At 34.6% G+C, this 14,902-nt stretch carries 14 protein-coding genes; 11 read left to right on the forward strand and 3 right to left on the reverse strand.

Annotated elements, in window-relative coordinates; all coding sequences use genetic code 11:
* Positions 1 to 52 precede the first annotated feature (52 nt).
* Positions 53 to 1,513 (forward strand): hypothetical protein, encoded by a 1,461-nt coding sequence (locus ACMAYL_RS09000; RefSeq protein ID WP_412463490.1) that lies wholly within the window; start codon positions 53 to 55, stop codon positions 1,511 to 1,513.
* Between the two features lie 36 nt (positions 1,514 to 1,549).
* Here the strand turns inward: ACMAYL_RS09000 and ACMAYL_RS09005 are convergent, their stop codons facing one another.
* Both ACMAYL_RS09005 and ACMAYL_RS09010 read right to left on the reverse strand, forming a co-directional pair.
* Positions 1,550 to 3,535 carry a hypothetical protein gene (locus ACMAYL_RS09005; protein WP_103218637.1) on the reverse strand — a complete coding sequence of 662 codons (1,986 nt, stop codon included), beginning with the start codon at positions 3,533 to 3,535 and terminating at the stop codon, positions 1,550 to 1,552.
* Between the two features lie 96 nt (positions 3,536 to 3,631).
* The gene (locus tag ACMAYL_RS09010; protein ID WP_103218636.1) at positions 3,632 to 4,657 is read right to left on the reverse strand and encodes a hypothetical protein; all 1,026 of its coding nucleotides are present in this window, start codon (positions 4,655 to 4,657) and stop codon (positions 3,632 to 3,634) included.
* A gap of 140 nt (positions 4,658 to 4,797) precedes the next feature.
* On the opposite strand from ACMAYL_RS09010, the gene ACMAYL_RS09015 reads away from it, so the two are divergent.
* From ACMAYL_RS09015 to hutI, 8 genes are read left to right on the forward strand one after another with little or no spacing between them, the layout of a single operon-like run.
* Positions 4,798 to 5,676 carry a hypothetical protein gene (locus ACMAYL_RS09015; RefSeq protein WP_103218635.1) on the forward strand — a complete coding sequence of 293 codons (879 nt, stop codon included), beginning with the start codon at positions 4,798 to 4,800 and terminating at the stop codon, positions 5,674 to 5,676.
* A 10-nt stretch (positions 5,677 to 5,686) separates the two neighbouring features.
* Entirely contained in the window at positions 5,687 to 6,394 is a 708-nt protein-coding gene (locus ACMAYL_RS09020) for a hypothetical protein (protein ID WP_412470507.1), read from the forward strand.
* Complete coding sequence (locus ACMAYL_RS09025; protein WP_103218633.1) at positions 6,391 to 7,497, forward strand: LptF/LptG family permease; 1,107 nt, start codon at positions 6,391 to 6,393, stop codon at positions 7,495 to 7,497. Before ACMAYL_RS09020 ends, ACMAYL_RS09025 begins: the two co-directional genes overlap by 4 nt.
* Positions 7,498 to 7,552: 55 nt before the next feature.
* The gene (gene def / locus ACMAYL_RS09030) at positions 7,553 to 8,143 is read left to right on the forward strand and encodes a peptide deformylase (protein ID WP_103218632.1); all 591 of its coding nucleotides are present in this window, start codon (positions 7,553 to 7,555) and stop codon (positions 8,141 to 8,143) included.
* Positions 8,143 to 9,087 carry a methionyl-tRNA formyltransferase gene (gene fmt / locus ACMAYL_RS09035; RefSeq protein ID WP_158246915.1) on the forward strand — a complete coding sequence of 315 codons (945 nt, stop codon included), beginning with the start codon at positions 8,143 to 8,145 and terminating at the stop codon, positions 9,085 to 9,087. The genes def and fmt overlap by 1 nt, the downstream gene beginning before the upstream one ends.
* Positions 9,088 to 9,110: 23 nt before the next feature.
* Positions 9,111 to 9,764 carry a ribulose-phosphate 3-epimerase gene (gene rpe, locus ACMAYL_RS09040; protein ID WP_103218630.1) on the forward strand — a complete coding sequence of 218 codons (654 nt, stop codon included), beginning with the start codon at positions 9,111 to 9,113 and terminating at the stop codon, positions 9,762 to 9,764.
* Between the two features lie 17 nt (positions 9,765 to 9,781).
* The gene (gene hutH, locus ACMAYL_RS09045; RefSeq protein ID WP_103218629.1) at positions 9,782 to 11,320 is read left to right on the forward strand and encodes a histidine ammonia-lyase; all 1,539 of its coding nucleotides are present in this window, start codon (positions 9,782 to 9,784) and stop codon (positions 11,318 to 11,320) included.
* Positions 11,320 to 12,546 (forward strand): imidazolonepropionase, encoded by a 1,227-nt coding sequence (hutI, locus tag ACMAYL_RS09050; protein ID WP_412470998.1) that lies wholly within the window; start codon positions 11,320 to 11,322, stop codon positions 12,544 to 12,546. The genes hutH and hutI overlap by 1 nt, the downstream gene beginning before the upstream one ends.
* On the opposite strand, the gene ACMAYL_RS09055 is transcribed toward hutI, so the two are convergent.
* The gene (locus ACMAYL_RS09055) at positions 12,539 to 13,102 is read right to left on the reverse strand and encodes a TlpA family protein disulfide reductase (RefSeq protein WP_103218627.1); all 564 of its coding nucleotides are present in this window, start codon (positions 13,100 to 13,102) and stop codon (positions 12,539 to 12,541) included. The genes hutI and ACMAYL_RS09055 overlap by 8 nt on opposite strands.
* A gap of 53 nt (positions 13,103 to 13,155) precedes the next feature.
* Between ACMAYL_RS09055 and ACMAYL_RS09060 the strand changes: the two genes are divergently transcribed.
* Positions 13,156 to 13,374 carry a hypothetical protein gene (locus ACMAYL_RS09060; protein ID WP_103218626.1) on the forward strand — a complete coding sequence of 73 codons (219 nt, stop codon included), beginning with the start codon at positions 13,156 to 13,158 and terminating at the stop codon, positions 13,372 to 13,374.
* A 38-nt stretch (positions 13,375 to 13,412) separates the two neighbouring features.
* A complete protein-coding gene (gene glpK / locus ACMAYL_RS09065) occupies positions 13,413 to 14,891 on the forward strand; it encodes a glycerol kinase GlpK (protein WP_103218625.1) in 1,479 nt (492 codons plus the stop codon).
* The last annotated feature ends 11 nt before the right edge of the window (positions 14,892 to 14,902 follow it).

The raw sequence follows: 14,902 nt of genomic DNA on the forward strand, positions 1-14,902 counted from the left end.
TCTTATATTATTTCAGTACAATTTTGTTAAATTATAAAAGGAATAACAACTTATGTTAAACAACTTAAATAAGGCCGCAATTCTTGCCACTTTAGCTACTTCTACTCTGGCACTACCAATTGACTGGCATGGTGAACTACAAACAGACCTACATTCTTTAGGTGATTATAATCGTTCAGTTCAGCAAGGTGCTGGACCACTTGATAATGGTGACCAAGCATTTGATATGACAGATGCTGATCCTGACTCATCAAACTTTCAAACTTATATTTTTAAGCTTCAGCCAACAATCATTGTAAATGACTCAACAACGATTAATGCTGAACTAACTTCAGGTTATGGATACGGTGGAAATTTTGGTGATTCTTCAAATGATGGAAGAACAAAGACTCAAGATCCATTAAACTCATATGCAAATGCTCGCTACTCTTTCAATACAGTAACAAGTAATCCTGTGAACCTAACTCAGGCCAATGCAGTATTTTATTCTGATACAGCAACTTATACAGTAGGTCGCCAAAAGTTTAACTGGGGTATGGGTGCAATTTATAATGATGGAAATGCTCCAGGATCAAGATTTGCTTCAATGAGAGATGGGATTACAATTGATTTCAAGATCGGTAACTTTAAGTTCTCTCCTTACTACTCAAAAATCAAAGCAAATAACCTTACAAAAACTGGTCGTGTTAAAGAGATGGGGATTTCATTACTTTATGAAAACCTAGATAAAGAATTCACTTTCGGAGCTCTTTACAACAAGAACACTTCTGGAGCTGCATCTGGAATTGAAACTGATGTAGATGGTGACACTATTGCTACAAACCTTGGTGCAACTAGTGTGACAATGATCGACCTTTACCTTAAGAAGACTTTCGGCAAATACACTGTTGAAGCAGAAATTCCATTAATGACTGGTGATATGGGTGAAATCTACCCTGGTGTTACAGATACTGAAGTTGATGCAAAAGCATTCCTACTTAATAACACTTATAAGTTAAACACAAATCACTCATTTCATCTTGATTTTGGTATGGTTTCAGGTTCAGATGCAGATAACCAAACTTATGGAGCAATGTATCTTAACCCTAACTTTCAAATTGCAAATATCATGTTTCGCTATAACTTAGCGGCCATTGCAAATACTGATCTAAACGTATTTAATTCGGGTATTGCAAATACTTCTTATGCAAAATTTGCTCACAGATATGATTCAGGAACTTGGTCTTGGACTAACTCTGTTGTTTGGGCAAAGGCCGATAAAGTTGCTGAAGCTGGTTCAGATGCAATTAACCATGAGAAGAACAAGAGATTTACTGCGGCAGCAGATCAAGCAGATGATCTAGGATTTGAAATTGATTCAAACTTCTCTTACAAGTGGAATACTTCAGTAACACTAAATGCAAACCTAGGTTATTTCTTCGTTGGCGACTACTACGCATTCTCAAATACTGCGACTCCTAACGAAACAAATGATACTTACCTAATTTATCTTGGTGCAGATATTAAGTTTTAAGAAATAAAAAAGGCTTCCGATTGGAAGCCTTTTTTTTTATCGATATGGATTAGTCCATGTTGAACTGCTAGGTGTTCTTTGTTGTGGTTGCATTAAGTTAAAATTATTATTCCAACCATTATTATTGTTAAAGTTTCCACCAGCGGCCCCATTGAAATCAAAATTCAATCCAGGAATACCAGAAGAATAAGAAGTGTCAGCTCCTGTCCATAAATCAAACGGACTACTCGCTGTTGCTCCTGCTAATTGGTTTTGCATAGCATTTAACTTGTAATTACTATAAAGACCATTAAAGCGACTTAGTATGCTTTTCTGCTCATTATAGGCAGCTCCGTATTTTGCATTATAAGATTGGTTATAATCTTGATAAGAGTTTTGCTTCCATGAACTATACTGGTTATAGATGTATGGAAGATAAGTACTTCTAACAGTCATACAATCTTCATAGCTACCACCTGATGTACAATAACTACTTGCAAGATCTTGAGCATACTGTTGGATATAATCATCATAAGCATTTAGCTTAGTCATATAATTTTGACGATCTTTAGAAGCTCTTTGTTGAATACCTTTAAGAATTTGCTGACGTCTCTTAATTGGAGAATTGTCACCGGCTCTGATTAGAGCTTCGTCACCCCAATCAGCAAGCGTACCTTGCTTAAGACGAGCAATACTTCTCTCACTATTATTTTCAGCTTCTTCAACATTTCTTTTATTAGTCCCTTCAAGTTTTACATGTGAAAACTCTTGAGCAAGAATAATTCCAGATAAAATCTTTCTACCTGAAGTTTGCATATTGCCTTCACGAAGTGCTTCAACAACTTTCTTATATTCAGCACCATTTTCATTTTGACGATTAAACTTAGCAATAACGTCATTAATCTTTTCAATTGATTCATTAATTTGATCTTTACGTCTTTCATCTGCCTCGCTATCACCTAGCTCTGCATATTCTTCCATTAAATGCTTTAATTCTTCTTTCATAGCTGGAAGTAATTCTTTAGAAAACTTATTCATGTGATTTGCGTATTCCTGAAGAAGCTTCTTTCTCGCTTCTTTGCTTACACCAAACTTATCACCTTCTTTAACATCTTCAACAGAAGGAGAAATATCACTTTCAATTTGCTCCATTCTTGAAACCATTTGTTCAACTTCTTCATTGATAAGTTGATGTTGAATACCAGAAAGAATTCTAGTTAGATCATCATAGTTTCCACCTGAGTCACTTCTAAGCTTCTTAAGACTTTTCGAAATATCAGTAAGATTTTTTCCGTTACAAGCAGCAATAGCCTCTTCACGAAGTTCATATTCATTAGTTTTATTTGCCATTACTTTTTGTTCAGCAGGCTTTGCATAATCCATACAATTGAATGACGGATCACTAAAAGATGTATGTTGCGCAACATTTGCTAATCCAAACGGCATATCATTTTTATAATCGAAATCTTTATTCGTAGAGGCGATAACTAATTCAGAATTTCTATTAGTATCAATATCAGGAAGATCTGTATCAAGTGTTACAGGTGATGCAAGATAACCTTTTTCTCTTAGTTTATCGACAGTATAAAATGAAGAGTCTCCACCAGCTAAGTGGGCCATACATTTTTCATATTCTTTTTCGATTGATTGAGTACCAGCAGGATATTGGCTAGAATCAATTTTCACATTGAACTTCAAGTAAACATTATTATCAACAGGGTTTGTAATAGCTTGCGCACTTATGTCTTTAATACACGCTGAAACTCTAGTTGGTAGATTTACCAATATTTTTCCATTTGCAATTGTATAACTTGGAGTATCTCCTAAAAGGAGTGTTTTCATAAACCCATATGAAACCGCATCATCTCTACGACATTCAATCGTTGTTGACTGACTCGATGATGAAACTGTAACTGTTCCGGCCGTTGATTGATTTGTACTACGAGTTCCACTTGAACCCATTCCTGAAAATACTACCTTGGCCTGTGTAGAAGCCAGAGCTAGTGTACAAATTAAAAACTTTAATTGATTTGCCTTTTTCATATATTACCCTACTTAAAGTATCGCTTAAGTCATATCGGATAATTTTATAAATACTTAAAGGCTATTAGTTACTTGTCTGTAATTACAGACACTTAACTAGAATAATAAATTAATATTTTCCTGAATTTCTTGTCCCTCGATATTAACTTGAGTACCTTGTCTTTGTTGATTTCGCTCAAGATACTTTACGTATTCACGATTTCGATCGGCAATCGTCTTATTTGTCGAGTTTAGAAGATAGTATGTTGGTATTTCTATTTCGTAACGGTAATCAGATGTCGTAACTTCAATGTACTTTGGTAAAGTATACTGACCATTGTAAGTAACAAAACTTTTTGGAACAATTGAATAACTTCCATTATCTGTATTTAGATCTAAATAAATTAATTGATGGTTTTCATTTTTAAACTCACCTTTGATATTATCAAGCTGAATTGCCCAAACAAATTCTCTATTGCGTTTAACAAGTTTTAAATTATTACTTCCCTTATATAAAGAAGAGTTCATGATACTTTTTAACTGTGCTTGTTTTTGATCATTATCAGACTCAAGTGGTGACACAGGGGCTTCGCCAACAGACTCTTCATACTCTTTGGCTTTTTTCTCATAGTCTTTCTTTTTAACAAGAAACGTTTTGTAATCTTCAATTAAAGAAGCCTTTTCCTTATTAATCAAATCAGAGTTAGATTTATAACTTGGCTCTATTGCCTTAAAAACTTTATTAAAACCAAAAGAACTATTGAATGTGTAGCTAAGGATTGAACTTTGAAGAATATCTTTTGTCGTGTCTTTACCAAACAGACTATCAAGATTTTCATATGCAGTTACATTAGAAACCCCCGATACTTGATAAGAAGAATCATCATATCTAATAACTAAAGATTTCTTATAATCTTTTTCGTTTTCTGCAGTAATAAACATGTATTTAAAATAATTCGTAACCACATTTTCACTCGTTGCAAATTCTTCATCTGCTGCGACTCGTTTTACAACAACGTGAGCAACAACTAGTTCTTTATCTAATTCCTTATTTGAAGAGTTTCTCATTAATCCTTCTAAAGATGGAATTGCTGCGAAAACATTTAAACTTAATACAGTTGCCAATATAGTTATTACTTTCATAAATCTCCTAAATTACCACCTTATAATACCAAAAAATATTCTCGTCGTAACAACTAAAACATTGAGTATTTTAGTCAATCACTAATAAATGACGAATTTCGAAAATATGATTATAATTAGACTATAAATAAGGATATTACATGACTAAAATACTTTCATTAATTGTAACTTTATTAGTAATTCAGTTTAATACATCTGCAAAAATAATGGACTATAAAACAACACGATTAAAGTCCACAGGTGGAGCTGGTGTTGCTTCTTTATTAATGGATGAAGCTACAGTATTAAATCCTGCACCAATAGCCTTTTTCAATATGTCTTCATTATATCTTGAACAAACAAAAGCAGATAATACCGATATGAACGACTCGCCTTTAGGAGACTCAACTAATTACGCAGTTATTGCTTCTGATAGTTCAAAAGCTCTAAAGGGCTCAATCTCTTATGTAAAAGCAAAGAGTGGAGATGAAAACTATAAACAACTCTCGACTTCTTTCGCCTCTACTATCGGTCGAAAGTCTGCACTAGGTTTCACATACCAGGATATGAAACGTGAAGATGTATATCTAGGAGTGAAGGAAAAGATTGAGTATCAACAATTAAATATTGGTGTTTTCCACGCTATTACACAAAACTTTTCACTTGGACTTGTAGCAATGGATCCATTTGAAAAATCTCCAAATAACACGAAAGCAGTGCTTGGTATGCAATACCAGTTTCAACAATACATCTCACTTATGCTTGATGCTGGTGCAAACTATAATGAGGAGATCTCAGAGCATTCTCTTTGGCGCGCGGCAATTCAATTCAAAGTACTTAGTGACTTTTACTTACGTGCAGGAATGTATGACGATAAAATTGCAATGGAGTCTGGATCAGGTTTTGGCTTAAGCTGGATTCAACCAAAACTTACACTAAATTTCGCGATTAGAAATATTAGTTTAGAAGATTCAATTGAGCTAAAACAAGTAGCACAAGACATCAAAGAAACATCTTTTTCCGTATCATATCGCTTCTAGGGGTAAAATAATGGCAACAAAGAAGCCCCAAAACAAACCTAAAGATGGTGATGAAGAGCTTAATGAAGGTGTTAAGAATGCTTATACTGAGCGTTTGAAAACTTTAAAACAAGCTCTCGACTTTGTTGCAAAAAATGATATTCCACACAGTGTAGAGAAATTTAATCATTATCTTGGGATTTTAGCAGCATATAATCGAACAACTGAAAGGCATCTAACTCCAAAGATGTTTGATCCTCAAAAGGATATTTCTGAACTACTTTTGATAAGCCAAGCTTATTGGAATCTTGCTAAGTCATATGATAAAAGCCCGAAACTTCGCGGTGAATCTCTTCGATGTCTACAGCAATTTATTGCATTTTCTATTGGATACAAATATCAACATGCAAATGCTCAAATCGTTAGGAAATTTTTAAGATCAGGACAGGCCCATAATAAGAAGGCCTTTCAACAGGCATATGATAAGATTAATGTACGTTCAAAAAATTGTTATTTAGCTACTCATGCATATCCACATAATGAAGATCTACTTGATACACTTAGAGGATTGAAGCCAGGATTAGCACATTATAAACTTGGACAAGTATTCATTAATCGTTACTATGAAATATCACCACATATAGTTAGCTTATTTCAAAAGAATAAAACTTTAGATTTCACTTTTAATAAGTTATTAATTAAACCTCTAATTTATTTAATTTATAAAATCGTAAAATGAGCGTAGTAAGAAACTTAATTACAAGAGAATGGCTAAAATTTTTTGCTGCTTCGGCAGTTGTTCTTCTCCTATTGCTTTCTTTGGGAAATTTGATTACTGGATTTTTACGCGAAAATATTACAGCTAAAGAAGTACTACTAAGTTATTTCATCCAACTTCCTAGTTTTCTCATAAAGGTAATTCCAATTTCATGTCTGATAGGAAGTTTATTTTCAATCAATAAACTAAAAAGTAGAAATGAACTGGTTGCAATTTTTGCTGGTGGATACTCTCGTCAGAATTACTTGAAAGATATACTGCTAACATCGATCTATATTGCAATTTTTCAATTTATTCTAAGTGCTTACATTAGTCCTTATATTAACTCGAGAAGATTTAGTATCTTAGACAGTCCAGATGAAAAATTTAGAGTTTTCAAAAAGAAAGGACTTTCATCATCAACAATTAAATCAGGAAAGATTTGGTACAAGTCACCTAAATACTACTTTGCATTTTCAAGCTTTGATAAGAAAACCAATACTTTAAACGAGGTAACGATTTATCACTATAGTGAAAATCGTGAACTTACGAAAATTGATACTTATAAAATGTTAAGTTATGACTCTCGAACTGAGAGATGGTGGCCAACAAATGGAACTAGTTTTGACGAGCTTGAAACGCCATCATTTCCAAAAATTGGAATCGAAGAATTACCAATCACCTTGAATGAAAGTATTGAAGAATTCGCTAAAATTGAAGCAGATATCTCAACACTCACATTTTTAAGACTTTATGATTATATTTCTCAGCTAAATAATAATGGAATCAATGTAAACGAATATCTTGTTATGTTCTACATGCATATTTCGGAAGGACTAATTTGCATTATCTTTGCCTTAATTGCGGCCACGAGTATATTCAATCCAAATAGACGTAATAGTTCGTTTGGTCGAAGCGTTGCATTTATTTTTGCGTTCACAATTATGTATTGGCTAGTGCAATCATATTTTATTGAGCTAGGTAAAAACTTGAAAATTAGTCCGTTCTTAGCAACATTCTCTGTTCCCTTTATATTCACCTTAGTCATCGGACTTATCTTCTTTAAAAACAGACGTTTAACGTAAATGAAAAATAGAGGAAAGCTGGACTTGTGCGCCGCACACATGCTATAAGAATTCCATGAATAAATCAGAAGAATTTTTAAAAGATTACACTCTAGAAGGTGAAAAACTAGAGATTTATACTTACCCTGCGCCTGTTCTTAAGAAGGTGGCATCTCCAGTTGAAAAGTTTGACGACGAGCTAAAGAAGCTTTGTAAGGATATGCTTTTTACAATGTACCATGCCCCTGGAATTGGTTTAGCTGCACCACAAATTGGTGTTTCAGATCGCATCTTTGTCATGGATATTGATTTTCATAGCAAAGAAATTACTCGTGCTGATGGTACAAAAGATCAAGAATTATCAAACTTCAATCCGAGAATTTTTATCAATCCTAAAATTGAAAAACTTCAGGGTGAAATTCTTTATGAAGAAGGATGCCTTTCAGTTCCTGGGATTTATGAAGAAGTAAAACGTTCAGAACAAATTCGAGTAACTTATCAAGATATCGAAGGTAATGAGCAAGTGCTAGAAGTTGATGGACTGCTATCAGTATGTATTCAACACGAAAATGATCACCTCGATGGAATTGTTTTTCTTGAAAGGCTTTCAACTCTTAAAAGAAACTTCTTAACGAAGAGATATATGAAAAGGGTTAAGGGTAGATAGTGAAAAAACTTAAGGCAGTTTTCTTTGGTACACCAGACTTCTCATGCCCAAGTTTAGAACTTCTGGCCAATCATCCACAAATTGATCTGAAACTTGTCATTAGTATGCCAGATAGACCTGCAGGAAGAGGACAAAAACTTCAATCCCCTCCTGTTATTACTTATTGCAAAGAAAATAGAATCAATTTCTATCAAACAGAAAATATAAACAAGGATGAAGAGCTTCTTAAACTTTTAGATGAAGTTGATGCAGACTTTTATCTCGTATTAGCTTTTGCCCAATTCCTTGGATCAAAAGTTTTAAATAAACCTAAAATTGGTTGTTTCAATATCCACACTTCTCTCCTACCAAAATATAGAGGAGCAGCTCCTATTCAATATGCGCTTTTAAACGGTGATACTGAAACAGGTGTTTCAATTCAAAGAATGGTTAAGAAAATGGATGCGGGCGATATTGTCAAAGAATCAAAAATCAATATTGCTTTTGAAGAGACTGGTGGACAACTTTATACTCGTCTAAAGTTTGCAGCATCATTAACACTTAACGACTTCATCGTAGATATGTTAGATGACAAAGTGACTTCATATGAGCAAGATGAAGCAAAAGTAAGCTTTGCACCTACTCTAAAAAAAGAAGACGGCCATATTAAATTTAATGAATGTGACTTTAATACAATTCACAATCAAGTAAGAGCACTTAAACCTTGGCCAGGTACTTACTGCTTCTTGAATGAAAAACGTCTAAAAGTCATTGAAATTTCTAAATATGATAATTTGGGACTTCAAGCTGGTGAAGTTAAAGTTGCAGACAACAAGATCTTAGTTGGATGTAAAGACGCAACAATCAGACTAGATGTAATTCAACTTGAAGGTAAGAAAGCATGCCGTGATACAGATGCTGTCAACGGACTTACTAACAAATACGATAGTTTCAAAATTTCTTAACGATATTTGCTAAGGAGATTTAGATGCAAACAATCATCTCACCAAGCATTTTAGCAGCTGATTTTACAAACCTAATATCTGATATCTCAGTAATAGAAGATGTTAAGGATCTTTGGCTGCATTTAGATGTAATGGATGGTCACTTTGTACCAAATTTAACATTTGGAATTCCAGTGATTAAACAAATTAAGAAAATTACAAATATCCCGCTCGATGTACATTTAATGGTAACAAATCCAGCTTTTCATTTTGAAGCGTTAAAAGATTCAGGCATTGAGAATATAACTTATCACTACGAAATCGAATGTGATCATTTTGAAATGATCAAAAAATATCGCGATAACTACAAGAGTATTGGTCTTTCCCTAAAACCAGCAACAGATATTGAGTCAATACCTTTAGAACTGCTGAAGGAAATTGATTTATTACTTGTTATGTCAGTAGAGCCAGGATTTGGTGGCCAAAGCTTTATGCCAAACTCACTTGATAAAATTGCGTACCTTAAAAGAATGAAAGAAGAACATAACCTGAAATTACAAATCCAAGTCGATGGTGGAATCAACCAAGACACTGCAAAGCTTTGTCTTGATAAAGGTGCCCACAACCTCGTTGCTGGATCATATATTTTTGGCAAAGAAAAAAACCAATATCAAACACAAATAGAATCATTAAGATAAGAGACAGGAATAAAAAGATGAAAGAAATTATTATTGATGGACACAGCTTAAGCGTAGACGATATTTACGAAGTATCATTTGCAAAAAAAGATACTGTTAAAGTTAAACTAAGTGATATAGCTCGTGAAAATATGGTTAAGTCAAAAGCCTACGTACAAAATATTGTCGATAAAGCAAAGCCTGTTTATGGAATTAACACTGGTTTTGGTGCTTTATCAGATAAGTATATTGAAAAGGAAGACCTAGCTCAACTTCAAGTAAACTTAATTCGCTCACACTGTACTGGTGTAGGAAAACCTTTTTCAAAAGAAATCACAAAAGCAATCATGCTTCTTAGAGCAAATTGTCTTGCATCAGGTTTTTCTGGTGTCTCAATTGAAGCTGTCGATATGTTAATCGCATTTTTAAATAATGACATTATTCCAGTTGTTCCAGAAAAAGGTTCAGTTGGTGCATCAGGTGACCTTGCTCCATTATCACATATTGCACTTGCATTAATTGGAGAAGGAGAAGTTATATACGGTGGCAAAGAAGTTCGCTCAGACTTTGCTATTAGAGATATTGGGAAAGAGCCTGTAGTTCTTGGACCAAAAGATGGCCTTGCTCTTATAAATGGTACAGCTGTTATGGCGGCACTTGGTGCGCTAGCAATTAAGAAAACTGAAAACCTTGTTCGTATTGCTGATATTTGTGCAGCAACAACTCTTGATGGTGTTCGTGGAACACTTAGAGCATATGACCATAAAATTCATGGTTTAAAACCACACCCAGGTCAGCTTGCAAGTGCCATTAACGTAAATAATATTATCGCTGGAAGTGAAATTCTAGATTCACACGTTGATTGTGGAAAGGTTCAAGATCCATATTCTCTAAGATGTGTACCTCAGGTCCACGGTGCTTCTAGACAAACTCTTTCTCATGCAAAAGAAGTTTTAGGAATTGAACTTAATGCTGTTACAGATAATCCACTTATCTTTCTAGGTGAAGATGAAGTTATTTCAGGTGGAAACTTTCATGGTGAAGCAATCGCAATGGCCATGGATTATCTAGCAATTGGTGTAGCAGAACTTTGTAATATCAGTGAAAGACGTGTTGAGAAAATGATGAACCCAACTTTCTCTGATCTACCAGCTTTCTTAACTCCTGAATCAGGACTTAATAGTGGGTTAATGATTGCTCACGTTACAGCAGCAGCATTAACATCAGAAAATAAATACCTATGTCATCCTGCAAGTGTGGACTCTGTTCCAACTTCAACAGATAAAGAAGATCATGTTTCAATGGGTGTAACTTCAGGACGTAAGCTTCATGAAGTTATTGAGAATGCTACGAAATGTTTAGCAATTGAACTACTTTGTAACTCGCAAGCTATTGAATTTCATCGCCCTCTTAAATCTTCACCTGCAATTGAAGAGTTAATTTCACATATCAGAAAGTCTGTTGATAAAATTGTTGAAGATAGAGTTTTCTATCGCGATATCAATAATATCGAAGCGCTTATTGCAAATGGTGAATTACTACGTGCAGTTGAGAAGCATACAGGAAAATTACAATAATGATCATCTACAAGAATATTAACGAAATCCTAACTCTTGAAGCGGCCCAAAAAAAAGACGGCCGCAATCTTCTTGCTGAAGATATCTCAATACTTCAGCATGGTGCAATTGTATTTGAAGAAGATGAAATCGTATGGGTTGGAGATAGCGAAAATATTCCTGTAGAGTATCTAAAGAAAGCGAAGACAGTAAAAGACCTTGAAGGTTATGTTGTTACTCCCGAGTTAGTCGATTCACATACTCATTTAATTTTTGGTGGTAATCGTGCCAATGAATACCAAATGAGACTTAATGGTGCTGACTACGAAGAAATTGCTAAGGCCGGTGGTGGTATTGTTGCGACTTCAAATGGGACAAATAATACAAGTGATGAGCAACTTCTTGATAGTTGTCGAGAAAGAATCAAACGAATCGCTAGTTACGGTGTAGGTACAATTGAAGTAAAATCTGGTTATTCACTTTCATTTGAAGGTGAATTAAGAATGACTAAGTTAATTGCAAAACTAAAAGAAGAATTTGCACCTGATATACAAATCTTTAATACATTCATGCCTGCACATGCTCTTCCTAAGAGTTACGATTCAACACAAAAATACATGGATGAAATCGTAATTCCTTTACTTCATGAAGTAGCACCTCTTAATATTATTGATTGTGTTGATATCTTTCATGAGCAAGGCTATTTCGATTCTGAAGATGTGAAAAAACTTGCACTTGTTGCACAAGAGTACGGAATACCATTAAAGACTCATGCCGATGAATTTAATGATAATAAAGGGGCCATACTTGCTTGCGAACTAGGTGCTCTGAGTACGGATCACCTTCTATGTACAACCGAAGATGGAATTAAAAAGTTAGCTGCATCAAAAACAGTTGCAACAGTACTTCCTGGAACAGGAATTTTCTTAGGAAAACCTAAAGCTGATGCAAAGCAATTAGCAGATGGTGGGTGTAAGTTGGCAATTGCATCTGATTATAATCCAGGATCTTGCCATTGCGATAACCTACTACTATTAGCTTCAATTTGTGCACCAATGTACAAAATTAACATGACTCAAATGTGGGCCGGAATTACTTTAAATGCTGCTGCTGCAGTTGGAAAGTATGATCAAGGTGCAATCATAAAAAGATTTAAGCCTCGTTTTAGTATATTTAAAACAAATACGATTTCTGAAATTACTTATAATTGGGGACGAAATCTAGCGGTAGATAAGAATTCTATTTAAGCCATTCGCGAATTTTTTCTTTGAATTCTTCCGAATTGAAGTCTTTAGAACCCTTTGCAACTTCAACGACACGGCCATCTTTGTAAACAATAGAAACAGGGATGGCAGAGACCATAAATGCATCTGTTAACTTACCTTGACCATCTTTTACAACATCAAAGTTAACTTTATACTTTTTAACGACATCTTTAATTTTCTTAAGCTGCTTTTGACCTTCGTCTGAATTAATTGCAATGATCTTTAGCTTAGGGTCTTTGATCTCAGAACGTAGGCTAACTAAACTTGGAAATTCTTCAAGACATGGAGTACACCAACTTGCCCAAAAGTTCAGGATAACAACACCTTTAGAAAGTTCTTCTTTCTTAAAAGTTTTGCCTTCAGTTGATTTTAGATCTGGTCGAACGAGCATCGATTCATAATGTTGAATCTTTTTAACATCCACACCTGCAACTTTAGCAGTCGTAAAACTGTCATCAGTTACAAATAACGATCCTAAAACCAGTACACAAGCTACCAGAATGATCTTATATGGAAATTTTTTTCTTTGTATACTCAACTCTTAACCCCAGTTAGAATGGTATTATACACTTAATTAGGTAAGATTGCACTATGCAAAAAACACAAGACAAAGAGCTAGAGAAAAATATTCTTAATCAAGCTGGGCAAACCTTTGTCGAGTTCATCTTTTTACTTGTTATCTTAATCGGTCTATCGGTTTCACTTCTAAAGGGTAGTAACTCATTTTTAGCAAAACAATGGGAAATTGCTGTTAACAGCATCGTGCGTAATTACCCAGGCCACAACCCCGGTGTAAAATTAACTGAATAGCTTTTTACTATTATTTAACTCTTTATACTGGAGTAAAAATGTATATTTTATCATTAGACCAAGGTACTACTGGTACCACTGCTACTATTATCGACGCCAAAACTTTCAAATTTGTTGATAAAGAAAATCAAGAATTTAAACAGTACTTTCCTAACACTGGTTGGGTTGAACACGATCTTGATGAAATCTGGAAGAGCGTTAAGAGTACAGTTCAAACTGTTCTTAAAAGAAATAATATTGATCCAAATAACATTGCTTCTATTGGAATTACAAATCAACGTGAAACAACATGTGCATTCAATCGAAAAGGTGAAGCACTTGCAAAGGCCATTGTCTGGCAAGATCGTCGTACCGCAGATTTTTGCGATTCTATGAAGACACACGAAGACAGTTTTAAGAAAATCACTGGCCTGCCTCTCGACCCATATTTTTCTGGAACTAAGATTCATTGGTTATTAAATAATAATCAGTACGTAAAAGAAGCACATAAGAATCACGACCTTCGTTTTGGGACTATTGATACTTTCTTACTTTACCGTTTAACTAATGGTGACTCATTTAAAACAGATGTATCTAACGCTTCTAGAACTCTTCTGATGTCTTTAGATACTTGTGACTGGGATACTAACCTTTGTGAAATTTTAGGCGTTGCTAAAAATGACTTACCAGAAATATGTGAATCAATATGTGATTTTGGAACAACAAAAGGTTTAGATTTTCTGCCAGATGGTATTTCAATAAATGGAATATTAGGTGATCAACAAGCCGCTTTATTTGGACAAGCATGTTTCACAAAAGGAACAGGAAAATGTACATATGGTACAGGTGCCTTCATGCTAGTTAACACTGGGGAAGAAAAGAAGTACTCTGAACATGGCCTATTAACTACTGTTGCCTATAAGTATCAAGGTAAGACATATTACGCTCTTGAAGGTTCATGTTATATAGCTGGAGCCTGTGTACAATGGTTACGTGACAATCTCCAAATTATCGATAATGCAGCTCAGACAGAAGATAAGGCGAATGCAGTCAAAGACTTAAATCAAATCAGAGATCTCATTCTTCTTCCATTTTTCACAGGAATTGGATCTCCATACTGGAAACCACATGCAAAAGCTGCATTAATTGGAATGACTCGTGCAACTGACACTAACGATATCTGTCGAGCGGCCCTTGAAGGAATCGCTTTAAGTATCAATGATCTTATCAAAGCAATGAAAAGCGACATGGGTAGTAACCTCGAAGAATTTAAGGTTGATGGCGGTGCCGTAGCAAATAATCTTCTAATGCAAATCCAAGCCGATATTTCAGGAGTAAATGTTACAAGACCAAAAGTTATTGAAACAACTTCTTACGGAGCGGCCCTCGCGGCTGCAATTGGTGCAGGTCTTATGACAATCGATGATGTTAGTAAACAATGGGAAAAAGAATCATTCTTCGAATCTTCTTCAGCTAACAGCGAATACTTCGACTACAAGAAGAAACTTTGGGATAAATATATTCAAATTAATTTTTAAAATACTAGGGG

The sequence above is a fragment of the Halobacteriovorax sp. RT-2-4 genome (assembly GCF_047085445.1).
Lineage (GTDB): Bacteria > Bdellovibrionota > Bacteriovoracia > Bacteriovoracales > Bacteriovoracaceae > Halobacteriovorax_A.

What these genes read in the sequence shown, in the direction of transcription:
- ACMAYL_RS09000 (WP_412463490.1), top strand. Translation starts at nt 53, where the DNA reads ATGTTAAACAACTTAAATAAGGCCGCAATTCTTGCCACTTTAGCTACT.
- ACMAYL_RS09005 (WP_103218637.1), bottom strand. Translation starts at nt 3,535, where the DNA reads ATGAAAAAGGCAAATCAATTAAAGTTTTTAATTTGTACACTAGCTCTG.
- ACMAYL_RS09010 (WP_103218636.1), bottom strand. Translation starts at nt 4,657, where the DNA reads ATGAAAGTAATAACTATATTGGCAACTGTATTAAGTTTAAATGTTTTC.
- ACMAYL_RS09015 (WP_103218635.1), top strand. Translation starts at nt 4,798, where the DNA reads ATGACTAAAATACTTTCATTAATTGTAACTTTATTAGTAATTCAGTTT.
- ACMAYL_RS09020 (WP_412470507.1), top strand. Translation starts at nt 5,687, where the DNA reads ATGGCAACAAAGAAGCCCCAAAACAAACCTAAAGATGGTGATGAAGAG.
- ACMAYL_RS09025 (WP_103218633.1), top strand. Translation starts at nt 6,391, where the DNA reads ATGAGCGTAGTAAGAAACTTAATTACAAGAGAATGGCTAAAATTTTTT.
- def (WP_103218632.1), top strand. Translation starts at nt 7,553, where the DNA reads ATGAATAAATCAGAAGAATTTTTAAAAGATTACACTCTAGAAGGTGAA.
- rpe (WP_103218630.1), top strand. Translation starts at nt 9,111, where the DNA reads ATGCAAACAATCATCTCACCAAGCATTTTAGCAGCTGATTTTACAAAC.
- hutH (WP_103218629.1), top strand. Translation starts at nt 9,782, where the DNA reads ATGAAAGAAATTATTATTGATGGACACAGCTTAAGCGTAGACGATATT.
- hutI (WP_412470998.1), top strand. Translation starts at nt 11,320, where the DNA reads ATGATCATCTACAAGAATATTAACGAAATCCTAACTCTTGAAGCGGCC.
- ACMAYL_RS09060 (WP_103218626.1), top strand. Translation starts at nt 13,156, where the DNA reads ATGCAAAAAACACAAGACAAAGAGCTAGAGAAAAATATTCTTAATCAA.
- glpK (WP_103218625.1), top strand. Translation starts at nt 13,413, where the DNA reads ATGTATATTTTATCATTAGACCAAGGTACTACTGGTACCACTGCTACT.